At 50.0% G+C, this 24,441-nt stretch carries 23 protein-coding genes; 11 read left to right on the forward strand and 12 right to left on the reverse strand.

Features of this window, described 5'->3' with window-relative positions:
* Nucleotides 1-5: 5 nt before the first annotated feature.
* Nucleotides 6-1,139, forward strand: coding sequence for an MGDG synthase family glycosyltransferase (locus GRF59_RS11360; protein ID WP_160497661.1), 1,134 nt, complete (start codon nucleotides 6-8; stop codon nucleotides 1,137-1,139).
* Between the two features lie 113 nt (nucleotides 1,140-1,252).
* Here GRF59_RS11360 and trmB read toward each other — a convergent pair whose 3' ends face one another.
* Nucleotides 1,253-2,008, reverse strand: coding sequence for a tRNA (guanosine(46)-N7)-methyltransferase TrmB (gene trmB / locus GRF59_RS11365; RefSeq protein ID WP_160497662.1), 756 nt, complete (start codon nucleotides 2,006-2,008; stop codon nucleotides 1,253-1,255).
* A gap of 239 nt (nucleotides 2,009-2,247) precedes the next feature.
* Nucleotides 2,248-2,436 (reverse strand): hypothetical protein, encoded by a 189-nt coding sequence (locus tag GRF59_RS11370; protein WP_160497663.1) that lies wholly within the window; start codon nucleotides 2,434-2,436, stop codon nucleotides 2,248-2,250.
* A gap of 270 nt (nucleotides 2,437-2,706) precedes the next feature.
* Between GRF59_RS11370 and mnmL the strand changes: the two genes are divergently transcribed.
* The 4 genes from mnmL to GRF59_RS11390 all read left to right on the forward strand — a co-directional run bounded on the left by mnmL (nucleotide 2,707) and on the right by GRF59_RS11390 (nucleotide 6,342).
* Complete coding sequence (gene mnmL, locus GRF59_RS11375) at nucleotides 2,707-3,660, forward strand: tRNA modification radical SAM protein MnmL/YtqA (protein WP_160497664.1); 954 nt, start codon at nucleotides 2,707-2,709, stop codon at nucleotides 3,658-3,660.
* 2 nt (nucleotides 3,661-3,662) lie between these two features.
* Entirely contained in the window at nucleotides 3,663-4,247 is a 585-nt protein-coding gene (gene mnmM / locus GRF59_RS11380) for a tRNA 5-(aminomethyl)-2-thiouridylate-methyltransferase MnmM (RefSeq protein ID WP_160497665.1), read from the forward strand.
* A gap of 95 nt (nucleotides 4,248-4,342) precedes the next feature.
* Nucleotides 4,343-5,314 carry a type I phosphomannose isomerase catalytic subunit gene (locus GRF59_RS11385; RefSeq protein ID WP_160497666.1) on the forward strand — a complete coding sequence of 324 codons (972 nt, stop codon included), beginning with the start codon at nucleotides 4,343-4,345 and terminating at the stop codon, nucleotides 5,312-5,314.
* A 65-nt stretch (nucleotides 5,315-5,379) separates the two neighbouring features.
* Entirely contained in the window at nucleotides 5,380-6,342 is a 963-nt protein-coding gene (locus GRF59_RS11390) for an alpha/beta hydrolase (protein WP_160498238.1), read from the forward strand.
* A 111-nt stretch (nucleotides 6,343-6,453) separates the two neighbouring features.
* On the opposite strand, the gene GRF59_RS11395 is transcribed toward GRF59_RS11390, so the two are convergent.
* The 4 genes from GRF59_RS11395 to GRF59_RS11410 form a co-directional block, all read right to left on the reverse strand.
* A complete protein-coding gene (locus tag GRF59_RS11395; protein WP_160497667.1) occupies nucleotides 6,454-8,238 on the reverse strand; it encodes a B12-binding domain-containing radical SAM protein in 1,785 nt (594 codons plus the stop codon).
* 18 nt (nucleotides 8,239-8,256) lie between these two features.
* Nucleotides 8,257-10,119, reverse strand: a complete 1,863-nt coding sequence (gene recQ / locus GRF59_RS11400; protein WP_160497668.1) for a DNA helicase RecQ — start codon at nucleotides 10,117-10,119, stop codon at nucleotides 8,257-8,259.
* 302 nt (nucleotides 10,120-10,421) lie between these two features.
* Nucleotides 10,422-10,958: a hypothetical protein gene (locus GRF59_RS11405; RefSeq protein ID WP_160497669.1), complete on the reverse strand. Its 537-nt coding sequence runs from the start codon at nucleotides 10,956-10,958 to the stop codon at nucleotides 10,422-10,424.
* A complete protein-coding gene (locus tag GRF59_RS11410) occupies nucleotides 10,955-11,251 on the reverse strand; it encodes a DUF6509 family protein (RefSeq protein ID WP_160497670.1) in 297 nt (98 codons plus the stop codon). The genes GRF59_RS11405 and GRF59_RS11410 overlap by 4 nt, the downstream gene beginning before the upstream one ends.
* Nucleotides 11,252-11,413: 162 nt before the next feature.
* Between GRF59_RS11410 and GRF59_RS11415 the strand changes: the two genes are divergently transcribed.
* Nucleotides 11,414-11,686, forward strand: coding sequence for a SemiSWEET family sugar transporter (locus tag GRF59_RS11415; protein ID WP_160497671.1), 273 nt, complete (start codon nucleotides 11,414-11,416; stop codon nucleotides 11,684-11,686).
* Nucleotides 11,687-11,860: 174 nt separating this feature from the next.
* Entirely contained in the window at nucleotides 11,861-12,955 is a 1,095-nt protein-coding gene (locus GRF59_RS11420) for an FAD:protein FMN transferase (RefSeq protein WP_237391716.1), read from the forward strand.
* A gap of 5 nt (nucleotides 12,956-12,960) precedes the next feature.
* Here GRF59_RS11420 and GRF59_RS11425 read toward each other — a convergent pair whose 3' ends face one another.
* Entirely contained in the window at nucleotides 12,961-13,899 is a 939-nt protein-coding gene (locus tag GRF59_RS11425; RefSeq protein WP_160497672.1) for an AEC family transporter, read from the reverse strand.
* Between the two features lie 181 nt (nucleotides 13,900-14,080).
* Nucleotides 14,081-14,710 carry an NUDIX hydrolase gene (locus tag GRF59_RS11430; protein ID WP_237391717.1) on the reverse strand — a complete coding sequence of 210 codons (630 nt, stop codon included), beginning with the start codon at nucleotides 14,708-14,710 and terminating at the stop codon, nucleotides 14,081-14,083.
* A gap of 116 nt (nucleotides 14,711-14,826) precedes the next feature.
* Here GRF59_RS11430 and GRF59_RS29385 point away from each other — a divergent pair, with 116 nt between their 5' ends.
* Together GRF59_RS29385 and GRF59_RS11435 are read left to right on the forward strand one after the other, a co-directional pair.
* Entirely contained in the window at nucleotides 14,827-14,979 is a 153-nt protein-coding gene (locus GRF59_RS29385) for a hypothetical protein (protein WP_202128543.1), read from the forward strand.
* Nucleotides 14,980-15,241: 262 nt separating this feature from the next.
* On the forward strand, nucleotides 15,242-16,276 hold the full coding sequence (locus GRF59_RS11435; RefSeq protein WP_160497673.1) for an LCP family protein: 1,035 nt from the start codon (nucleotides 15,242-15,244) through the stop codon (nucleotides 16,274-16,276).
* Between the two features lie 131 nt (nucleotides 16,277-16,407).
* Here the strand turns inward: GRF59_RS11435 and GRF59_RS11440 are convergent, their stop codons facing one another.
* From GRF59_RS11440 to GRF59_RS11455, 4 genes are all read right to left on the reverse strand, one after another.
* Nucleotides 16,408-16,794, reverse strand: coding sequence for a rhodanese-like domain-containing protein (locus GRF59_RS11440; RefSeq protein WP_160497674.1), 387 nt, complete (start codon nucleotides 16,792-16,794; stop codon nucleotides 16,408-16,410).
* A 183-nt stretch (nucleotides 16,795-16,977) separates the two neighbouring features.
* Entirely contained in the window at nucleotides 16,978-18,219 is a 1,242-nt protein-coding gene (gene odhB, locus GRF59_RS11445; protein ID WP_160497675.1) for a 2-oxoglutarate dehydrogenase complex dihydrolipoyllysine-residue succinyltransferase, read from the reverse strand.
* Between the two features lie 6 nt (nucleotides 18,220-18,225).
* Nucleotides 18,226-21,102: a 2-oxoglutarate dehydrogenase E1 component gene (locus GRF59_RS11450; RefSeq protein ID WP_160497676.1), complete on the reverse strand. Its 2,877-nt coding sequence runs from the start codon at nucleotides 21,100-21,102 to the stop codon at nucleotides 18,226-18,228.
* A gap of 272 nt (nucleotides 21,103-21,374) precedes the next feature.
* Nucleotides 21,375-22,259 carry a DUF72 domain-containing protein gene (locus GRF59_RS11455; RefSeq protein WP_423802936.1) on the reverse strand — a complete coding sequence of 295 codons (885 nt, stop codon included), beginning with the start codon at nucleotides 22,257-22,259 and terminating at the stop codon, nucleotides 21,375-21,377.
* A gap of 393 nt (nucleotides 22,260-22,652) precedes the next feature.
* On the opposite strand from GRF59_RS11455, the gene GRF59_RS11460 reads away from it, so the two are divergent.
* Entirely contained in the window at nucleotides 22,653-23,387 is a 735-nt protein-coding gene (locus tag GRF59_RS11460; protein ID WP_160497678.1) for a YwaF family protein, read from the forward strand.
* Between the two features lie 99 nt (nucleotides 23,388-23,486).
* The gene (gene cysK / locus GRF59_RS11465; protein WP_160497679.1) at nucleotides 23,487-24,410 is read left to right on the forward strand and encodes a cysteine synthase A; all 924 of its coding nucleotides are present in this window, start codon (nucleotides 23,487-23,489) and stop codon (nucleotides 24,408-24,410) included.
* Nucleotides 24,411-24,441 lie beyond the last annotated feature (31 nt).

Genomic DNA, 24,441 nt, shown 5'->3' on the forward strand with positions numbered 1-24,441 from the left:
TGAGAGTGATCAAAAAAAGAGTATTGTTATTATCTGAAGGCTTTGGTGCTGGACATACTCGAGCTGCGTACGCACTCTCAAGCAGTCTACGCAAACTATCACCGAATGTTCAGACGAAAGTCCTTGAGCTTGGAAGTTTTTTGAACCCAAAGGTTGCTCCTTTAATCATTACAGCATATAAAAAAACCGTGCTTTCCCAGCCAAGGCTGGTCGGTATGATGTACCGCCATCAATATAACAAATCGCTGAACCGGTTCACGACGCTCGCACTGCACCGCATTTTTTATACCCATACGAAAAATGTCGTCAATCAGCTGAGACCGGATATTGTCGTTTGTACGCATCCGATCCCGAGTGCTGTCATATCTCGTCTGAAGCGTCTCGGGGAAAAGATATTGCTCTGCACCGTCATCACGGACTACGATGCCCATGGTACCTGGATCAGTCCGGAAGTGGATCGTTATCTCGTTTCCACCCAGGAAGTGCGAGGCAAGATGATTCAGCAGGGAGTGCCCCCCGGCAGAATTAAGGTAACCGGCATCCCGGTGCACCCTAATTTTTGGGAGCATCCCGAAAAAGAAGATATTCGCGATACATTCCAATTAAAGGATATGCCTACCGTGATGGTGATGGGCGGCGGTTGGGGCATTATGAGCGATGAGATCATCAACGACTTTCTGACCCGCTGGCGTGATGATGTTCAGATTCTTTTTTGTCTTGGAAACAACGAAAAGGTATTGAAGAAGCTGGAGCAGGATTCGCGTTATAATCACCCCAATATTCGGCTGATCGGCTTTACTCAGGAAGTGGACAAGCTCATGGAGGTGTCCGACCTGCTCGTCACGAAGCCGGGCGGAATGACTTGCACGGAGGGTCTTGCGAAGGGGATTCCCATGCTCTTCCACCATCCCCTGCCGGGCCAGGAGGAAGAAAATTGCCATTATTTCACGGCCCAGGGTTTGGGTGAGCCCATTTCTTCCCTGGAGGTTATCGTCAAATGGATGAACAAACTGATGACAGAGCTCGAAACCATTCGCGAGCGCAGGGAAGAGCAGCTCCAGAGCATTGCCCTTTACCGCCCGATGGAGAGCGCGCAGAGCATTATCGATATGCTGGACTCAAAGAAGGTGCCTTCGTAGGAAGGCACCTTCTTTGCTGTAGATATATTGTTTATCACTTGGCTCAATGCATGAAATGAGTTCTGACATGGTGCAAGAGGGTCGCTGCTTTGTTCATGGATTAAATCTTATCATTACTCGTCTTCCTGCAAAGAATCCCCCGAATGAGGCTTCTCCTGCATGCGGTAATTGTCGAGACGGTGCTCCTGATAGCGCTTCAGCGCCTCATCGCCCACGATCGCCTCGCAGCGGTGGATATGAACGCCCTGTCCATAAAATTTCGTCTCGTATTCGGTCATGACATGCGCTTCGTTCGCTCCTTCTCGGTGAAGATTCAACGAAATGTTCGTCATTTGCAGACCATAATCGGCAAAAGAATTGAGCGAAAATTCAAACAAAGTCTGCGAGTCTGTCTTCAGATGGATTTCACCGTTTGCATTCAGCAGGGACCGGTATTTCTCCAAAAAACGCGGATGAGTCAAACGACGCCGTGCATGCTTGGCTTTAGGCCAAGGATCGCTAAAGTTCAGAAAAATCCGTTCGATTTCCCCTTCTTCAAAAACTTCCTCCAAAAATTCGACATTCGCCAAAGCCAGGCGCAAATTCGGCGGAACTTCGACATCGCGTTCGGACCAAGCTATGCGCGCCTTTTCACTGGCCCGGCGAAGCAGTTCATCATACATATCAATACCTATAAAATTGATATCCGGATTGCGGAAGCTCATCTGGCTGATAAACTGCCCTTTGCCCATGCCAAGCTCCACATAAACGGGATGATCGTTCCCGAACAATGTATGCCATTTCCCTTTATTCGACCGGGGATCGAGAATCACGAAGCCTTCCTGCTCCTCCAGACTCTCCCGGATTCCTTTTCTGCCGCGTAAACGCATGATATACCTCCGCTTTCATTACTGTCTGATATCCGCGCAAGGGAAGCCCATGCGGACGGTTACTGAAATATTGTGCCGAAGATGCAGCCAAATGTAAAGAGCTAGTACAGAACAAATTGCATAGAAGCCTCTTTTTTCTCCGACAAAAAGAAAAAGAATTCCGGCTCTCTGCATAACAGAGGGCACAGAATTCCTTTTCCAAATCTATTTGGAATTGGGGTCCAACGAATTCATTGTTGTTAGTCTAACCTATCTTGATACTGAAAATCAAATGTCTTTTCGAAGGCTTTGCGAATTTTGCGGCGCGCTTCCGCCTTCACCTCCGGATTCCCATTAAATGTAACGCCTGTCAAGGCAAGCGCCTCCTCCGGAGTCAATTCCACAGCGATTTTACCCTTCTCTGAAGCTTCCCTGGTTAACGAATTCATCATTATCACCTCACGGATCATATGGTAGCCGAGACGCCATGCTTTTATGAATTCTGTAATGTAATTACCCAAGATGAGAACTGTTGACGCTAAAATAAATATAACATTTCATGTAAGTTTTTTCAATAAAGCATATGCCCGATTTACGCTTAAAATGACTGCTTCTTCGCGGGCTCATACCCTTCACTTCATTTTTTTGCTACAATAGAGCAAGCGTAAAAGAACATTTCTGGTTGTAGCCTTGCCGATATGCCAAAAAGGAGTACCGAAATGAACTCACCAACCATAGACTCTCCGCTTTTGTGGGGAGATAAAAGATTTCATACCTGGAATACAGAAATGCGCCGCGAGTTTGACGGAAAGGTCTTTAAAGTCATGCTCGATGCGGGCTTCACCTGTCCGAACCGCGACGGCACCATCGCCAGAGGCGGATGCACCTTCTGCAGCGCGAGAGGATCGGGAGATTTTGCCGGCAAGCGGCGGGACGATCTGGTGACCCAGTTCAACGATATTCGGGACAAACAGCATTTGAAGTGGCCGCATGCCAAATACATCGGATATTTCCAGGCATATACCAATACGTATGCTCCGGTTGAAGAGCTGAGGGAATACTACGAAGTTATTTTGCAACAGCCGGGCGTGGTGGGATTATCAATCGCGACTCGTCCTGATTGTCTTCCGGACGACGTCATCGAATATTTGGCCGAGCTGAACCAGCGGACATACTTGTGGGTGGAAATGGGACTGCAGACGGTGCATGACTCGACCTCCGAGCTTATCAACCGGGCCCATGATACCCAATGTTTCATCGATGCTGTTGAAAAGCTCCGCAAGCATAACATCCGGGTATGTGCCCATATCATCTACGGTCTGCCTCAAGAAACGCACGAGATGATGCTTGAAACCGGCCGCGCCGTATCCAAAATGGATGTACAAGGGATCAAAATTCACCTGCTGCATCTCATGAAGGGAACGCCCATGGTACGGCAGTACGAAGCCGGTCTCCTGCGCTTCCTGGAGCAGGACGAATACATCAAGCTGATCGTCGACACGCTGGAAATGCTCCCTCCGGAAATGATCGTACACCGGCTCACCGGCGATGCACCGCGCAAACTGCTCATCGGACCGGTGTGGAGCATGAAGAAATGGGAAGTGCTAAACGGCATCGACGCCGAGCTCAAAGCACGCGATTCGTGGCAGGGTAAATATTGGAGGAATGCATAACCATGGGCTTTTTATCAGTGCTCAGCTTTGCGCACAAGCAGATCGGAGAACGCCTCCAGCCTGGTGACGCAGCAATTGATGCCACGGTAGGTACAGGCGCCGATACGGCGTTTCTCGCGAAGGCAATAGGCCCAAAAGGCTGTGTCTACGGCTTCGACATTCAGGAACAGGCGCTTGCGCTTGCCAAAGAGCGAATCTCCCGGGAGCCGGCTGACAGCCTGGCTTCCATTTCCCTGTTTCTTGCGAGCCATGACCTTATGGAGCAATGGATCCCCGCCAAGATACAAGGCAGCATAGGCGCCATTATGTTTAATCTGGGTTATCTGCCTTCGCAGGATTCCGACAAAACCATTATCACGGAGGGCGACAGCACACTCCGCGCTTTGGAGTCGGCCTTATCGATGCTTCGTCCAAAGGGTATCATCACCGTCGTGCTCTATCCAGGCCATGCCGGAGGAGACGCGGAAGCTGAGGCTGTCACGGCATGGGCTTCCGAACTGCCGCAGGATCGCTGCCAAACGGTGGTGTACAGGCAGCTCCAGCGCAGCGATTCTCCCTATGTCATCGCCATTGAAAAAAAGCGCTAAACCGCAGTGACACATCCTATCATGTGCACCTCAACATAGATATAAGCGGTTTGATTCATCCATCAGATGATTGACCACGAAAGGAAGATGCAACTATGACACAACCGTATCCATTACAATTTCAACCCGAGTTCAAAGAACGCGTCTGGGGCGGTCGCGCCCTGGAGCAATTTGGCCTCACCCCACCCGAAGGACATATCGGCGAAGGTTGGATGATCGCCGACCATCCGAACGGCACGACCACCGTCGTCAACGGCGAGCTTGCCGGACAGGGACTTGATCAAATCCGTGAGCAACTGGGTAAAGAATGGTTTGGCAGTAAAGGTTTTTCCGAAAAAAACGGACGCTTCCCTCTGCTCATCAAGCTACTGGACTGCAATGACAACCTGTCCGTTCAGGTGCACCCTACCGATGACTACGAAGGTCTTCCCAAGGGCGAGCTTGGCAAAACGGAAATGTGGTATGTTCTCGATGCCAAACCGGACGCCAAAATCATCTACGGCCTGAAAGACGGAGTTACCCGCGAAAGCATGAAAGAAGCACTGGAAAATGGAACCGTCATGGATACGCTCCGTGAAGTACCCGTTGCCGCAGGAGACACGTTTTATATTCCGGCCGGTACCGTGCATGCGCTATGCGCCGGAGTGGTCGTTGCGGAAATCCAGCAGAACTCGGATACGACATACCGGATCTACGATTACGATCGCCCAGGACTCGACGGCAAACCCCGTGAGCTTCATATCGAGGATTCCTTGAATGTTACTGCGTTTGAAGGCTCCGGCGCCACGACTATGAAAACAGACGGCCTTGCTGCCGGCGAGTGGCTGCAGTTGGCCAAATCCCCTTACTTCATCGTCGAAAAAGGGATTGTAGAAAGCGCTTGGAGTCTTCAGACCACGCCTGCAAGCTTTACCATTCTGGTCATCTGTGACGGAAACGGCACCTTGGGCTGGAACGGCGGATCTCTGGAATACAAAGCGGGACAATGCTTCCTTCTTCCGGCCAATCTGGGTTCTTATACATTGGAAGGAAACGCAACGGTGCTTCGTTCATATTTGCCGGAATAATCCTTAGCTGTCTTAAAGAAGCATAGATTAAACTATTCAAGTCCCGAATGAACGATGGGGGAGTGATGAGCTTGCATGAGCAAATCTTTACGCTGTCCGGACCGCATGGAGCGGAAATACAGGTTTACGAGTGGCTCCCTTCTGAAGGCACCGCCGTCAAGGCTGTACTTCAGATCTCCCACGGCATGTGTGAAACAGCCGAACGCTACAGGCGCTTTGCGGAAGCACTGGCTCAGGCCGGTTATGCCGTCTATGCTCCGGACCAGCGTGGACACGGGCTCACTGCCGGTTCGGCCGAGCAGCTTGGGCATGTCGGAGAAAACGGTTTTCAGCTTATGGTTCAGGATCTGGTCCAGTTGGGCATCCAAGTGAGAAGCAATCATCCCGGCGTGCCCCTATTTCTGATGGGGCACAGCATGGGATCATTCCTTGTCCAAAAGGTGATCATGACAAAGTCCGAGGGCTTTGACGGTTTTATATTATCCGGTACGAATGGCCCGCGCGGAATGCTGCGTGCCGGCAAAACCCTCGCTTCCCTGCAGAGCAAGCTCCTTGGAGAATCCCACCGCAGCATGATGATGAATGCGGTTGTCTTCGGCGGGTTCAACCGTTCCTTCTCCAAGCCCCGCACTCCTTTTGACTGGTTGTCACGGGACCCGAATGAAGTCGACCGATACATTGAGGATCCGTTCTGCGGGGCAATCTGTACGGCTTCCTTCTTCCGCGATTTCTTCGGATTGCTGCAGGATATCCAGCAGCCTGAAGGCTACGCAGGCATTCCGAGGCATAAGCCTATCTACCTGTTCAGCGGCGCGAATGATCCGGTAGGAATGAACGGTGACGGCGTTCGCCGCCTGGAAGCCGTTTATCGGAAACTCGGCATTTCCGATGTGGAATGCCGCCTGTACCCGGATGGCCGCCATGAAATGCTGAACGAGATTAACCGTGATGAAGTGACAAGCGACGTGCAGGATTGGTTAGACCGTCATATTTCGGCTGAAGTCCCCTTCCAGTCATCAACGACTTAGTCGGCTTATCTGTGCTTCTTTGGCAAAAAAACGCTCCTGGTTTCGTGGAAGTCCATTCCTCCACGAGCCAAGAGCGTTTTTTTATTATTCAAAAGTGGATTTCACTGTGACTTACACGGCAGCCGAATCGGCCGATGCCAAATCCATCGTATAGTAGACCGCCTGCTCGCTGTCATCCTGCTGATACAGTACCATCAGCAGCTGCTGAACGGTGTCCTCTCCCTCTGCCGAATCGCCCGTGCCGCCTGCAAGCACGCTCTCTAGTGAGAATGGCAGCACTTCCAGCACCGCATGCTTTTGCAGCTCGCGTTCACTGAGCTGAAGCTCCGCGAAGCTGCCGGATACCGTCTCAGGATGTTCCAGGACCGCCCGCATGAACGAGCTCCATTCATCCTTGTTGATCGGCGATTCCCACCAGATTTTGCGTGGTTTGTATTTATGATTCAGGAAGTAATCAAGCTTCATCAGCCCCAGCACCACATCCATCCGCTTGACTCCGCGATGTGTGAGGAAAGCTGAAAGCCGCATGAACAGATCCTCCAGCTGATGGCCGATTTTTTGCCAGCCCTGCCCTTCCCAGTAATCCCCGAACTCTTGGAAGAAGTCAAACGGCGACTCGAATTCATGCTTCATCAAATAATTCAGCGTATGATCCAAGCGATGGGCATTCCAATATTTCTCCAGAACGTCTTCCAGCCGCTTCAAACGTACGATATCTCCAAAAGGAAGCTTATGGCTTCCAAGAATCTCATATGGAGCCTGGTCCATATAGGAATAATCATATTTTTCCGCATTCAACCTAAGTCCGGTTCCTCGCAGCATTTTCAAGAATCCCAGCTGAAGCTCTTCAGGTCTGAGCGCGAATACGTCATTAAAGGTTTTGCGGAACGTATCGTAATCTTCCTCCGGAAGGCCGGCAATCAAGTCCAGATGCTGCGCGATTCGGCCACTGTTCTTGATGATATTGACGGTCCGCGATAGCTTCTCGAAGTTCTGGCGGCGTTTGACCAGCACATTCGTCGGATCGTTCGTGGATTGCACCCCGATTTCAAAGCGGAAAATCCCCTCCGGGGCGTTATCCGCCAAAAATTGAAGCACCTCCGGCCGCATGATATCCGCCGTGATTTCGAACTGGAATATGCAGCCCCGATTATGTTCGATCAGGAACTTGAACATTTCCATCGCGTATGTGTGATTGATGTTAAACGTGCGGTCCAGAAATTTAATGACTTTGGCGCCGTTGTCGATCAAATACGTAATATCCGCCTTCACCCGTTCGATATCGTAATAGCGTACACCGTTTTCGATGCTCGACAGACAGAACTGGCATTGGAACGGGCAGCCCCGGCTGGTTTCGAAATAAACGATTCGTTTGCCGAGATTCGGAATATCTTCTTGGAAGCGATGCGGCGACGGAAGTAAATCCAGCTCGCTTTTCGGACGGGGAGGATTGATAATCACCTCTTCCCCTTTCCGATACGCTATCCCGTAAACAAAATGATATTTTCGGTCGCCCTCGATCACTTGCAGCAGATGATGAAACGTCTCTTCGCCTTCGCCCATTACGATAAAATCGACGCCCTGCGCGCGTTCCATCCAGTAGCCTGTATCATAGGAAACTTCTGGACCGCCGAGAATAATCTTTACTTCAGGCATGACCTTTCTGACAATGTCTATCACCCGGAGAGTTTCTTCGATATTCCAGATATAACAAGAGAATCCGATCACATCGGGCTTTCTCTGAAACAGATCCGAGACGATATTCATCACCGGATCCTTGATGGTATATTCGGTCAACTCGATATCAAATTCGTGCTCGCTATATGCCTTAAGCAGGCGGATTGCCAGCGAGGTATGAATGAATTTGGCGTTTAACGTCGTTAAAATGACTTTCATGGATTCACGTTCCTTCTGTTATTCATAATCGCTATCGTACCGGTCATCACCCTGCTCCCTGAAAAAATCAAGGAACGGTTTGCCGTATTTGCGGAATTTCACTTCACCAACGCCTTTAACGTTCAGCATTTCATCTTCTGTCTGCGGACATACCACGCTCATCTCCCGCAGCGTCGCATCATTGAAAATAATATAGGACGGCACATGCTCACGGCCAGCAAGCTCGCGCCGGATCAGGCGCAGCTGCTCGAATACCGTCTCGTTGACAGCCGATTGCGAATGATCATGCCTGCGCGAGCCTCCGGAACGGCCGTTTGCAACTTCGGCAGCACCTTTGGCCGGCATGCGCTGCATTACCTTGCGTTGACCCTTCAGTACATCCGCTGCCAGCGGCTGCAATTTGAGTACCGGATACTGACCTTCGGATAACATAAGGTAACCTTCCGAAGCCATAACGTTAATGATCTCCGAAATCTCTTTTTCCGTCCGGCTGGACATCGCCCCGTAAGTCGACAGATCATCGAATCCGTACTGGAGCACCTTTTTATTGCGCGAGCCTTTAAGCACAGACGCCACCATGGATACCCCGAAGCGTTCACGCATGCGATGGATGCAGGAAAAGATTTTTTGCGCGTCGATCGTCATATCTACAAGCTCACGTTCGTCCGTACAGGAGCTGCATATGCCGCATGGCTTATCCGGATGCTCCTCTCCAAAATAATCCAGCATCGCATTGCGAAGGCATCTTGTCGTGTAGCAGTAATCAACCATCTGCTGGAGCTTACGATATTCATTATGCTTGCGGTCCGAATCCTGCGGGTTCTGCTCAATCAGGAACTTTTGCGTTATGATGTCCTGAGCGCTGAACAAGAGAATGCATTGGCTCGGTTCACCATCACGTCCCGCACGTCCGGCTTCCTGTATATATGCCTCCATGTTCTTCGGCATACTGAAATGAATGACATATCTCACATTGGACTTGTCGATCCCCATGCCGAAGGCATTGGTCGCCACAATTACCCGGATATCATCGTACAGAAATGCCTCCTGGCTTGCAGCCCGCTCATCATCGGTCATGCCCGCATGATATCTTCCCGCAGCAATCCCCGCGCTTCTCAGACGTTCGTATAAATCATCCACGTCCTTGCGGGTTGCGGCATAGATAATTCCGGACTGATGCGAATGCGCCTCGGCATACTTCATCACAAATTCGCGTTTGTTCTCACCGCGCAGGACCGACATCGCCAGATTATCGCGGCTTAGTCCTGTCACGAATACTTCGGGCTGCTCCAGATGCAGCAGCCTCACCATATCCTCCGTTACTTCCGGCGTCGCAGTTGCCGTAAATGCGGCCACAATCGGACGTTCCGGGAGGCTATGCACGAATGGAGCCACCGACAGATAGCTAGTCCGGAAATCATGCCCCCACTGCGACACGCAGTGCGCTTCGTCGACTGCCACGCAGGATATGGACAAAGCGCTCATTTCGTCCCGGAACCAGTCCACTTCCAGCCGCTCGGGAGCGACATACAGCAGCTTTAGGTCCCCGCGCTTCGCTGCACGAATCCGTTCATTCACTTCTTTACCGCTCAGCGTGCTGTTGATATACGCGGCCGAAATGCCCATTGCCGTCAGCGCGTCCACCTGATCCTTCATTAGCGAGATCAAAGGCGACACGACCAGCGTCAGCCCGGGCAGCATAAGGGCAGGAATTTGGTAACAGATCGATTTCCCCCCGCCTGTCGGCATAATCCCCAGCGTATCGCTTCCATCCAGCAGGCTGTGGACGATTCTTTTCTGGCCCTCCCGAAAATCCGGATAGCCATAATAGGTTTGCAGCAGCTGCTGCGCCCGTTCCAGCTTCATCGTTTCTACACTCATGAATTATTGAACTCCTAACGAAATCTATTGAAATTAAAAAACGTCTATCGACGTTCCTTCAAAGAAGACAGACCGCTATAGATGTAGTTTCATGTAGATATAAGGATACGACCACTTCGAAGTTCATATTTTCTTATATCTTCTTAAAAGCAATATATCTACTCCAAAAATAAAATACTCTCCTTAAGTTTAACGGGCTTTACAGGAATGAGCAACCGCATGTACATTTTTTGGGAATGAGCACGAGAACTGCAAAAAAAGCCGGCATTCCAGCTGCCGGCTTCTATTCCGGAAATACGCTTCTACGCGTCTTTCTTCTCTTCTCCCGCCACATCCCACCGGCTCCGGTGCTTTTCCAGCAGCGGGTGCAGGCGGTCTGGCTTGTCCGCCAGGATGAGTCGCAGTTTGACGATCCACTCGGCAAAGGATGAATAAGACGCAAATAAATTGGCCATATCCGCGGTCAGATACAGTAAATGCGGAGCAGGAAATTTGTCCGTCAAATGACGCAGGGCCGTATCCATGGGAGTGTATTTTTTTCGCTTCGCCTCAAAGCTCTCAATGATGGCGGCAGAGCCGCGATCCTGCTTCCAGCTTTCGAGCTGTTGCTCACGTTTGTAATAGGAACGGACCGGATGCTTCTGCATGCGTCTTACCGTTTCTTCATGCAACGGGTACAGCACGAATTTGGAAAAATTCCGTTCCTCCGCCGTTTTCTCCGCATTATCCAACGCTTCGTCAGCTATATCCTCAAATGTATCGTAATAGATCAGCGTGCCCCTGTACTCTTCTTTAGGAGGCTCGTATCCATAAGGGACGGACGTAACGGTATGCTTCATTCCTCTGCATCTCCCAGATGCTCCCGGCAGAATGTCTCAATGGCCTGTACTTCTTCATCTTCAAGATCAAAATCAAGATAGAGGTCGGTCGACTTCTCGTACAAGTCGTATTTGACGAGACCCCCGCCCTCTTCCTGTTCGTTATATATTGCCCGGACATACAGTCCGTTCTCTGAATAGAGCTCATCATCATCAGGGACTTCAATGTCCAATTTGTATTCATAACGCTTTCCCGCCAAAATGCGGAACGGGTCCTTAATATGCTCCACTTGAAATTCCGTGATCGTCAGCATGTTGTCATCCTTTCCAACTCGTTTATCATCTATGTCGTTTATCGATTCTCCAGGCCATATTCTGCCATTACCCTTATTCTAACAGACATCGGGCAGAACATTCACGTTTCTGGGCTACCGCTGCATATATTACCCCAAATAGACCAGACGGGGGAACTTTAGATGATATACGCAATCATGCAGCTCATTGGCGGACTCATTCTGGCGGTTGGCTGGATTCCGCAGATCATTCAAATTTTGCGTACCAAATCCGTAAAAGATCTGAATATTAAAACATTCCTGTTCCTTGTAACCGGCATCGCCCTGATGGAGGTATATGCCGTCCATATTGCGCTGGGCGGCGTCGGTTTTGCATTTCTGATTACGAACTCCATCTCGCTTCTCATTATGCTCACGATCCTCGGCTGCATTCTCAGATATCGAAAAGAAAGTTAACCGCACCGTTGCAGTTCCCAACTGAAGCAAGACTGCATTAGCCGATCTTTTGTTAAGGATGAAAATTTAAATTTAATGCTTGGAATGAGGAATGGCACAGCGGTCCCCCCTGCCCCCAAGTAAGATGTTATTAGGAATAATCATTCCTTCAGCAGAATTTAGGGGGGAACGAAGATGAAAAGAAAATGGCTTGCAGGAATGTTTGTCTTGGTGCTCATCGCAGCTGGCGGTGCTGCCGTCTTTGCCCGGGACAGCCTGCCCTTTTTATCCGGGAAAGAACAACACGCCAAAGCCGAAGCGAAGCCAGCAGAAGCCATATCAGAGACTTATATTATTTTCGATACCGTTGTGAATGTGAAGCTGTACGGAGAACATGCCAAGCCTCAGCAGCTGGAAGATATTAAACATCTGCTCGAAAACATGGATCATGCGCTCAGCCGAACGCTTGAGGGCAGCGAAGTCTACCGTATCAATCAAGCTGCTGGCAACGAAGCCGTACAGGTATCGCAGGATACCTTTGACGTGGTGAAAAAGGCTCTGGAGTATGCCGCCGCATCCGGCGGCTTATACGATCCGACGATCGGACCTCTGGTCAGCCTCTGGAATATCGGCAATGAAGGAGCCCATGTCCCGTCCAAGCCTGAGCTCGACGAGGCGATTAGCCTGATCGGGTATAAGGATGTGCTCATGAATCCGCAAGAACGGTCGATCAAGCTGACCCGTCCGGGAATGGCGCTGGATCTGGGGGGAATCGGCAAGGGGTATGCAGCCGACCGGGTCGCTGATTATCTAAGGGCGCAGCAGGTAGACAGCGCGATAGTCAATCTTGGAGGAAGCAGCATTATCGCTATGGGAAGCAAGCCCGGCGGCCATAGCTGGAACATCGGCCTGCAGGACCCCGACCAAAGCCGGGGCACTTCGCTTGGCAATGTCCAAATCATCAACAAAACGATCGACTCTTCCGGCGTATATGAACGCTTTTTCGTGGAAAACGGCGTCAAATATCATCATATCCTGGACCCGCGGACAGGCTATCCAAGCCATAGCGGGCTCAAAAGCGTAACCATCATCTCCGATACAGCAACAGATGCTGATGCGCTTTCTACCGCCGTCTTTATGATGGGCCTGGATGGAGGACTGAAGTATATAGAAGAGCAGCCGGGCGTCGAGGCCTTTTTCATCACGGAAGACAACCGAATCTATCAAACCTCGGGCTTGGAAAATACCATTCATTTCACGAATCCCGAGTATACGCTAAGCCAGCGGTAACGTACTCAGGAAAGCCACCCAATCATGAGCGGCAGGAGAATGAAGGAAGCCAGCGTCGTCCAGAGAATGCAGCGGGTCACAATCTTCGGAGCGGCGTCAAACTGTTCGGCAAGAATGACCGCATTCACGGCCGCCGGCATGGAGCTGAGAATCAGGATAACGTTGAAAAGAGTCCCCTCCACGCCCAGGATAAAGAGCAACAGCAGCGATGCCAGCGGGGAAAGAATGAGCCGGAGCGACATGCCTGCATAGAAAGCCTTTTGCGATGTAGCAGTATAAATCGCCTTGGCTCCTCCCCCAACATTCACGCTCACCATCTGTGCACCCAAAATGAACAAAGCGACAGAGGAATAGGCTCCCGACACCATCGATACTCCCTGCTCCAAGCCCTCCGGCAGGGTTATCCCGCCCGAGCGGAGAATGACAGCCAGCACGGCCGCATAAACCGAAGGCAGTTTGAAAATGGACAAGGCAGCCTGTCTCATGGAAAAATGCGAGCGTGCAGCAAAGTATACCCCTATGGTATTCACAATGATAATCTGCAAGATGACATACACGGATGCCTTATCCATTCCGGCCTGACCGAAGGCCAGCAGGACAAGCGGCAAACCGTAATTCACGCAGTTGGTGAAGAGGGCGACCAGGGTCAGACCGGAGCGCTCCGCCGCGGGGAGGGACAGCATTTTGCCAAGACCGGCCGCAAGCCCCCATAGCAGGAGCATATTCAACACGGTGAACAATACCGTTTGAGTCACATCGCCGGATGAAATGTCCGCGTGCATCAGCGTCTCAAAAATAAGAGCCGGACTGAGCAAATACAGAGACAACGTGGAAAGCGGCTTGGTTTCGATTTTTTTAAAACGTTTAATGAGTGCTCCGCCGATCACAGGCAAAGATATAGGGAGAAACACTTGATATATGGTATGGACAAACGTAGACAACATGGTGACACACCTCCGGTACAATGCTCAGCAGTAAAATAATGAACAGCAGCTACAATACTACAAAACCTGCCATCATCCGTCCAACATTTAATTTCTATCAACTTATAGGCGAGGAGTCGGCATATCCCAGTTACATAAGAAAAACTGCCGCATTCGCAGCAGTTTGTCCATGTACAAGGTTTCAATCCATAACCGGAATACGCTCCGGATTCCTCAGCAGGGCAAACATGAGTTTAATCTGCTCCTCCGTATTTCGGTCTCGGGATAATTGGGGCAATTCATCTTCTCCGAAAAACTCTACCCCGCTGGTTTCGACTCCCTCCTGCGCCGCTCCTCCGGTAATTTCACAGTGAATAAACATTTTGTAAGCATGGTAAGGGGCAGGCGGATTATGCTTGTGGTTGTCCATCACGGCCAGCAGACGCAGCGCCTTCACCTCAAACCCCGACTCCTCCAAGACCTCCTTTACCGCGATATCAGATGGCGACAGCAGCAGATCTGCCCAGCCTCCAGGCAATGACCATTCCCCTTCCTCTTTCTCTCGTACCAATAAAATACGGCCATCCGACACGACTACGCCGCGGATATCCACTTTAGGTGTGGCATAACCGTATTCGCCCGCAAAAAGCTCGACCAGCTTGCCGGTCTCCACATCCGTGTATTGCCGCATAATCTCCACACTGAGCGCGCGAAGCTGCTCGTATCGTTCCTTGTCATAAACATCCTTGGTATAAGCCAGCCCTGTTTGAGAGATTCCCTGGATCTGTTTGGCCCAGTTCAGCCATTTCAGCGTCGTTTCCATCGTATACATGTTCCTCTCCAAAAAAATTTGTTATTTTATTGAGAAAGATTATCATTGAGAATGAGTTTATGATACAATGATTCTCATAAAAGCAATTTACACCAACGGTTAAGGAGTCGACGAGCATGGTGAACACATCAGCGCAATGCGCAGAAATGCGGATTGACGATTATTTGGATCTATTGAATCTCGCGAAGCAGCTTAAGGATATTCGATGGCAAAAGGAAATTATCCGTAAGCTGGAACGGTTGAACGAGCGCCAGAAAACCCCTGTCTGATACGAAATCAACAACTATACTTATTATATAATCCATTTCAACCCCATTTGAAAAGGCGGCCCTGTAGTCGTCTTTTTTTGCTGTGTTGATGTTGAAACATCACGATTGCTGACGAAATACGTGACTCTATGTGTTGATTTTATTTAAGAGAATACTATAAAATGGTTTAATAAATTGAACTGTAAAAAAGGAAAATGATTACAGTCACAAGTAGGATGAACCGCGAATAGCTTGACCACGACGAACCTGACAGGAGATCTAGATGGAAAATCAAGAGCCGCAAAGGCTTACCCGCCCCCGCAAAAAGAAGAAAAAGAAACGCAAAGGTACCTGGCTGCTTATTACACTTGTATGCCTCCTTCTCATCGCAGGCACCGGATACATATTCCGGAAGCAAGCTGCGCTGCTCGCTTTTGACACCTTAATGAAGGATAGCGTAACCGAAACTTTGGATCAATCGTACGAGAAAATCGATGAGGAGGTCAAGCCTGAGAAGATTCAAGACCCGTTCTCCATCCTCCTGCTAGGAACCGATGAGCGAAAAAATGAGCCCGGACGTTCCGATACCATCATCTACTCTGTCGTACGCCCGGAGGACGGGAAGATTCTGCTCATCTCCATCCCGCGAGATACATACACCGAGATTGCCGAAGAAAATAAAAAAAGCAAGATTAACGCCGCCTATGCCCGTGGTGGAATCAAACGAAGCGTCGATACGGTAGAGAATCTGGTAGGCAACAACGTCGATTTTTACGCCACCATTAACTTTCAAGGTTTGAAGGATGTAGTCGATAAGCTTGGCGGAGTGCATCTACCGATTACCAATGTTATTGAAAACAAGCAGAAGATTCACGAAAAACTGCGGATCGAGCCCAACAAGCCGATATACAACGGTGAAGATGCACTGAGTTATGCCAGATACCGCGAGGATTCCGATTTTAACCGGACGATGAGACACCGGGTTCTGATCGATGCCGTTATGGCCAGAGCACTAGAAATCAAGAACTTAACGAAAATTCCGGATCTGATCAAAGTCGCCGGGAGCAATTTTAAAACGAACATGAACTCCACGTTTATGATTGATCTGGCGAAATCCTTCTACGAAGGCAGCATGCCGACCTTCAGCAATTATATGCTCAAAGGCAAAGGAGCCATGCGCGATTCCATTTGGTATTACGATCCGGATCAAGAAGATGTCGAATATATTCATAAGCTCATTGCCAATTGGCATGACCCGAATATCCCGGCTGACCAGCTAATGCAGCCTGACATGGATACGAATAGCAACGGACAGTAATGCAAGAATAACACAACTTATTTTGCTATCAAAAAAAGACATCCCGTAACCCTCTGGAGGGCTTACGGAATGTCTCTTTTAATTTCATGGACTGAGGTACAACAGGCAGTCGATTGATATCACAGCAAATTTTAACGTATCCGCTTCCCTGTCCAGGAAGATATCCCGCCCATCAAGTTGTTCACTTCAGGATAACCGCTTTTGAGTAGGATTTTAGCTGCCTGCTTACTGCGCATGCCGCTCTGGCAGTACAAAAACACGTCGTCGCCCTTGGATATTTCAGAAGCACGACTTCCGATCTGGGAAAGAGGGATATTTATCGCACCCGGGATGTGCCCGGATTTGAATTCGTGAGCCTCGCGCACATCAATCAATCGCTTATGCCTGGACTCGTCCAACTTCTTGCGGAACGGCTCGTCCCGCAGCTGCACAAGCCCTTTCACAGGCGCGAACATACGATATAGCATCCATATGACAAAGAGAGCCAGTACAATATAAATAATGGTTGAAGAATTCATCGTGCAGCAATCCCCTTTTCCTATTCGATTCATCGTATTTAATCACTTATAACATACCCCATAGGGTATATGATAAGCATAAGACAGAATCTAGGAAAAGTCAACGAATCCATGGTTTCACGAAAAAATATCCGGACCGCAGCATGCGGTCCGGATATTTCGATTAGAATCTATGGTCAAGTATTAACCTTCAAGCAACAACGATTCCGGATCTTCCAAGAGTTCCTTAACCGTCACAAGGAAGCGAACGGCTTCGCTGCCATCCACGATTCGGTGGTCATAAGACAAGGCGATATACATCATCGGACGGTTCTCCGAACGTTCTGCGTCAATCGCAACCGGACGAAGCTGGATTTTATGCATGCCGAGAATACCTACTTGAGGCGCGTTCAGGATTGGCGTGGACATCAGCGAACCGAATGTACCCCCGTTTGTAATCGTGAAAGTGCCTCCTTGAAGCTCAGACAGTGCCAGGGAATTGTTGCGTGCTTTCGAAGCCAGCGAAGCAATTTCCTTCTCAATCTCCGCAAAGCCCAGACGGTCCGCATCACGAACGACCGGAACGACAAGACCTTCCTTCGCGGATACGGCGATACCGATATCATAGTATTTCTTCACGATGATATCTTCACCGTCGATCTCAGCATTCAGATGAGGGAATTTCTTCAAGGCGCCAACTACAGCCTTCGTAAAGAAGGACATGAAGCCCAGTCCGATCTCATGCTTTTCTTTGAATGCATCCTTACGGCGTTTACGAACATCCATGATCGCGGTCATATCCACTTCATTGAACGTGGTCAGCATCGCAGCGGTGTGCTGTGCTTCAACCAGACGTTTGGCAATCGTAGCCCGGCGGCGGGACATGCGAGTGCGCTCAGCAGGTTTTCCTGGCTGGCTCACTTCTGCAGGTGCCGCTGCTGGAGCAGGCGCCGAAGGACGCGGAGCTGGTGCTTCCGTGTGGTTCTTCACGTTGTCTTGGAAAATGCGGCCCTTAGGATCGCGGTTTACTTGTTCCAGATCAATGCCTTGTTCACGTGCAAGCTTGCGTGCTGCCGGCGATGCTGCCAGGTAAGAGTCCCCTGCTTCAGCCGGTGCAGGTGCACTTGGAGCCGCTGGTGCCGGAGCTGCTTTTTCCTGTGCCTTCGGTTCTTCTTTTGCCGGTGCACTTGGAGCAGCCGCAGCCGCTTCGCCGCCAGCCGAAAGTCTTCCGATCACTTCACCAATTTGTACGGTGTCGCCTTCGTTTCTCAAAATCTTTTCAACTACACCCGATTCTTCGGCACTGATTTCAAGGTTGACTTTGTCCGTTTCCAGCTCCAGGAGGACATCCCCCTGGTTCACTGCTTCCCCTTCTTTAACATGCCATTTAAAAATCGTTCCTTCTGTGATGGATTCACCCATTGCCGGTACTGTAATTTCGCTCACTGCTTGCTACCTCCCCAGTGCGATATTATGCTTAATAGATTTTTGGTTCAATGCTGTAGATACGATTTGTTGTTGTTCAAAGCTGTGTACTTGTTGGAAGCCGCTTGCAGTACTCGAACGTTCAGGACGGCCGTTGTAATTAACAGGCGTTCCTTGCGGCGCAACTTTCCGGAGATGAGGCTCGATGTAACGCCAAGCACCCATATTTTCCGGTTCTTCCTGCACCCAGAGAATTTCTTTCAGATTCGTATAGCGAGCGATAATCTCGCTGATTTCTTGTTCAGGGAACGGATACAGCTGCTCCACGCGAATGATATGCAGCCAATCTTTCCCTCCTTCTTCTTTATCGAGTGCTTCTTCAATCTCCACTGCAATTTTGCCGCTGCAGAGAACCAGACGTTCCACTTGTTCAGGATGCTCGCCGAGTCCCGGTTGTTCCAGGACACGCTTGAAGTATCCTTCGCTGAGCTCTTGACCGTTCGACGCAACGCGTGTGTTGCGGATGAGGCTCTTCGGCGACATCACGATCAGCGGACGGGCATCTTCGCTCTCGGTCAATGCGGCCTGACGGCGGAGCAAATGGAAGTACTGGGCTGCGCTCGTCAGATTGACAACGGTAAAGTTCTCTTCGCCGCCAAGCTGCAGGAAACGTTCCAGACGAGCGCTGGAGTGCTCAGGTCCCTGTCCTTCGTAACCATGCGGCAGGAGCATAACCAGACTCGATTTTTGTCCCCATTTCGAGCGTCCTGCCGAAATGAATTGGTCGGTGATGACCTGCGCGCAGTTGGCAAAATCACCAAATTGTGCTTCCCAGATGACAAGCGTTTCCGGGGAATATACATTATAGCCGTATTCGAATCCGAGTACGGAAGCCTCGGACAACGGACTGTTATAGATTGCAAAGGACGCCTTCGCCTGCGGCAGCTCATGAATCGGGCAGAACGTCGAACCGTTCTTCGTATCATGCAATACCAGGTTACGATGTGCAAACGTCGCGCGCTCGGCATCCTGGCCTGTGATCCGAATCGGCTTACCGTCAGCAACGATGCTGGCGAATGCCAATGTTTCCGCAAGACTCCAGTCTACCTTCTCGCCTTCGTTCAGTGCAGATTCGCGGCGTTCCAGAATGCGCTGCAGCTTCGGATAGACATTGAAATCAGCCGGACGCTTCAGCAGATCCGCATTGATCTCGCGGAGCGTATTCATCGGTACGGCAGTCTTAAGTGCCTTGATCCGGTCTTCGGCAGGCGTTTGCTGATGCGAATTCGCAGGCTCCTGCTCCAGATCCTTGATGTTGTCGTATGCATCTTTCATGCGGTTCTGAACCTGCTGGATCATTTGATCCGCCTGTTCTTTATTAACCACGCCTTTTTGGTTCAGCACATCCGAATAGATGCGGACAACGCGAGGATGGCTCTTCACTTTGTCGTAAATGAGCGGCTGGGTTGTATCCGGATCATCCGTTTCATTATGCCCGTAACGGCGGTAACCAACGAGATCGATCAGGAAGTCCTTCTTGAATTTGTTGCGGTATTCGCTCGCAAGACGGATAGCCGAGATACATGCCTCAGGGTCATCTGCGTTCACATGGACGATCGGAATTTCGTAGCCCTTCGCCAAGTCACTGGCATAATGAGTCGAACGGGAATCCCGGCTCTCAGTCGTGAAACCGATGTTGTTGTTGGCAATGATATGGATTGTGCCTCCGTTTTGGAAACCTGGAAGCTTATTGAAGTTCAGCGTTTCCGCTACAATGCCTTCGCCAGGGAACGCAGAGTCACCGTGGATCAGAACCGTTGCGGCCTTATTCACATCCTGCTCTGGGTAGCCAGGCTGGTTGCGGTTTTCCTGAGCCGCGCGGGCAAAGCCTTCAACAACCGGATTGACAAATTCAAGGTGACTCGGGTTATTCGCAAGCGTAATCCGTGTCTGTACCACACTGCCATCCTTAAGAACGCGTTTTGCGCCCAAATGGTATTTAACGTCGCCGGTCCAGCCGAAATTAATGCCCATAGAACCTTCGGAAGGGAACAGTTTCTTGTTCGGCGAATGATGGAATTCAGAGAAAATCTTATCGTAAGGTTTGCCCAGTACATGTGCCAGAACGTTCAAACGGCCACGGTGAGCCATACCCATCAAGATATGCTCCGCGCCTTCGTCGGACATGATGCGCACCATTTCGTCGAGCATTGGTACCAGCACATCGTTGCCTTCAATAGAGAAACGTTTTTGCCCTACGAAGGTACGGTGCAGGAATTCCTCGAACTGTTCAACTTCGATCAATCTTTCAAGCAGGTTTACTCTCTCCGTCTCGCTCAAAGGAGTAGGGAAAATGCCGCTTTCGACATGACGGTTCAGCCATACGCGCTCTTCAGTGTCATGCACGTGGCTGAATTCAAAGGCAATCGTTCCTGTATATGTTTGACGCAGCTTCTGGATCGCTTCCCAACCGGTTCTAACATTCTCAGGCGCCCCATCCCAGATCAGGGATGCAGGGAAAGCCGTCAGATCGGACTGACTCAGTCCGTATTGTTCAGGCTCAAGCACGCGTGTGTCCGGCTTAGGAATGATGCCGAGCGGATCGATGTCTGCTGCCAGATGTCCGTAAGCACGGATGTTCCATACCAGCTTGCCGGCGTCTACGCCTTTTTTCAGCATGTTGCTGTCCAAAGACATGCTGCCGGACGCTGTGCTTACCGGCGCGAGCGCTGTCGGTGCGATTGGAGGAGCCCCCCACATCTGAAACACCTTGCGGAACGTTTCATCTACAGACTCAGGATCCTTTACATACCGTTCATATTGTTCCTGAACATATCCCAGGTTGGGGCCGTAGTAAGATTCCCAGGCTCCCTGCGTTTGTGTGTCATTCTTATTGGTTATCATCGCTAAAGTGATACCTCCGCCTTGATTTTTTAATAGTCATATAGAATGAGTTAATCATCGAACCATTCTTCTATGCGTTGGACGGAAATCTGAAAACATGATTCTTATAAGCCATTACGGAAAAATGTAAGCGGCTCAATTTCTATTATAAACAAAACCTCTCCATACCTGAAATAACCATTTAATATAGTTATGATCTAAAAAACAGATCAATCAGGACAATAACGCAATTTACGCTCCATTTACATATGGCAATCCTTACAAGCTCCGTTCTATTCTTCAAAAAGGGACAATTGGTCCGGCGGCTCCTCCATCTCCGGAAGTTCCAAACCAAGCGATTCCATCAGCTCCATGGCATTGGCAGCTGCATCTCCCCCGGAATTGTTATTAAATACCACCCAGCAGTTTTGCGTCGATTTGAGTAATTTGTTTATATTTTCTTTCCATTCCAAAAGTTCTCGCTCATTGTAGCGATACAAGTATCGAACTTCCCGCCAATTGGGTTGTCCGCTTGAATGCCAACCTGCAGCATTTCGTCCATGCAGACGCACGAGCGTAACATCATCACGGGTCGGCTCAAGAATCGTCGGAATGGATCCTTCACCAGCCTGCGGTTCATCACAAATGGAATGAATCCAGCCTTCTTCCCTCATAAATCCCAGCGTCTTGTCCTTCATCTCCCCCTCGAACCAGCTTTGATGTCGAAATTCAAGCGCCAGCGGGAATCCGTCCATCCATTCCCGTGTACGGCGCAGCATCTCAACATGCTTCCGGTTGCAATCAAACCACGGCGGGTACTGAAACAGAGCGGCTCTGAGCTTGCCTGCCTTCTCCATTTCCTCTACAGACTCCCGAAATGCTCGAAACATGGACTTCGTATCCGGATAAGGAATCTTGCCGCGGGCATGACCCGTCATGCCTTGATACGCTTTCACGATGAATCCAAAGGAATCTGGCGTTTGATCGCACCATTTGTGCATCCTTTCCGGTGAAGGAACCGCATAAAAGGAGCTGTCGAGCTCCACGATCGGAAAACGGTTGCTGTAAACCTTCAGCTTGTCCCCTGTTTTGGTTCCTTTAGGATATATATCGTCATGATCTCCCCAGCCCGTAAGGCCGACTAATACATGTTTCTCATCCACAATTGCAGACTTCAATGGCAATCGTCCCCATCATCTCATAGTATGACCAACTATTTTCTACCAATAACTTTATTCCTTATAATACCCTTTAACCCTCCACAGCCCAAATCGATCAGAAAACCCGAAATTCGCGGAAGAAATCCCTGGTTTTGAAGCGGCTAACGGATAATCTAATTCTGACATCATAAAAAAAGCCCGCTGTCTTCACATCCGACTCTTCCTACGTTATGTTGACCATCCATATTTCAATGGCGGTGGAATCTTGTGCCTTAACACCAAAATCACAGCCCATCACCGCTTTCCACTTATCTTTGACGTAAGTTTTGATTGATTGCGAGGCTCAAAATCCCCGCTTGCGTTCAACCATGATATGGATATCATGGTAATATAAACTTTTTAGGGAGAGTTATGTTCATGAGTGAACCGTTTGTCCTGTTCTCTTCTTCGCATCTTCTCGCGCTCCTGCTGCTCGTCATTACTTCACTCCTTCTCTATGCATTCAAGGGCTTTCTTCAACATAACCCGCGTGGCAAGTCGATCGTCCGCTACGCCTTAGCCGGCCTGCTGGCAGGTTCCGAAGCCATTCTCGATATCTGGAATATCTCGAAAGGGGCTTGTAGCCCCCGTTACACGCTGCCTTTGGAGCTTTGCAGTCTGACGCTGCTGCTATCGATCGCAATGCTGTTGACCAAAAGCCGCCTGCTGTATGGCATTCTGTTCTTCGCGGGAATTGGCGGTGCTTTGCAGGCTCTGATCACGCCCAATCTCGCATATGCCTTTCCGCACATCCGATTCTATCAATTTTTTGCGGCACATATTCTGATCATTCTTGCCTCTCTGTACATGACCTGGATCGAAAATTACAGACCGACGTGGAAATCCATCGGACTGACGATGATATTCTTGAATATTGCCGCCTTGCTTGTCGGAATCGCGGATTATGAATTGGGTGCCAATTATATGTTTCTGATGCATAAGCCTTCCACCGCCTCCATCCTGGACTTTCTCGGTCCCTACCCAGTATATCTGCTGGCTGAAGAAGGCATCGCCCTGTTCATCTTCACCATCATGTATCTATTGTTCTTCGTCCTCCCGGGTAAAAGGTCTAATGCGGGTAAAACACGCGGCCATTCGGCAATATAAAGTGTCCGAATTGTGCATTCTGCCGGGAGGAACTATAATAAACGGATAAGTCTATCGTTTTAGTATGATATAACATCATAAAGGAGCGTTTATATAGCCATGACACAACCCAAAGTGGTACAAAATATAACTGAGCTTATTGGTCAAACGCCAGCCGTACGGCTCCACCGCCTAACGAGTGCGGAAGATGCCGAGGTATACGTGAAGCTGGAATACTATAATCCTAGCGGAAGTGTGAAGGACCGCGCGGCCTTCAATCTGATCGCACAAGCTGAAAAGGATGGGCTGCTGAAGCCCGGTTCCACGATCATCGAACCTACCAGCGGCAACACCGGCATTGGTCTGGCCATGAACGCGGCAGCCAAAGGTTACCGGGCCATCATGATTATGCCGGACAATATGACCAAGGAACGAATCAATATTCTCAAAGCCTATGGAGCAGAGGTCGTCCTGACGCCAGCGGCTGAACGTATGCCTGGAGCCATCCGCAAGGCCGAGGAGCTGAGCCAAGAGATTCCGAACAGCTTCATTCCGCAGCAATTCGAAAATAAGGCCAATCCTGACATCCATCGGCGCACGACGGCGCTGGAAATTATCGAGCAAATGGAAGGCCGGCTGGATGCTTTCGTGGCGACGGCAGGAACGGGCGGCACCATCACCGGTACTGGTGAGGTATTGAAGGAGAACATTCCGGGCATCGGCATCTATGTGGCCGAACCCAAAGGCTCTCCGGTTTTGTCCGGGGGACAGCCAGGGCCTCATAAGCTTGTCGGTACGAGCCCAGGGTTTATCCCGCCGATCCTCAACACGAACGTATATGATGAAATTTTTCAGGTGAGCGACGAGGATGCGATTGAGACCACGCGCAGTCTTGCAAGAGAAGAAGGCATTTTGGTCGGACCTTCCTCCGGCGCAGCCGTGTGGACCGCACTGCAGGTAGCCCGGCGCCTCGGTCCGGGCAAACGGGTGCTCTGCATCGCCCCGGACACGGGCGAACGCTATCTCAGTATGGGGATTTTTTAAAATAAGGGGATCTTAAAAAAGCTCCGGCCGA

Source organism: Paenibacillus dendrobii (assembly GCF_009807035.1).
In the GTDB taxonomy this organism is placed as follows: Bacteria; Bacillota; Bacilli; order Paenibacillales; family Paenibacillaceae; genus Paenibacillus_AQ; species Paenibacillus_AQ dendrobii.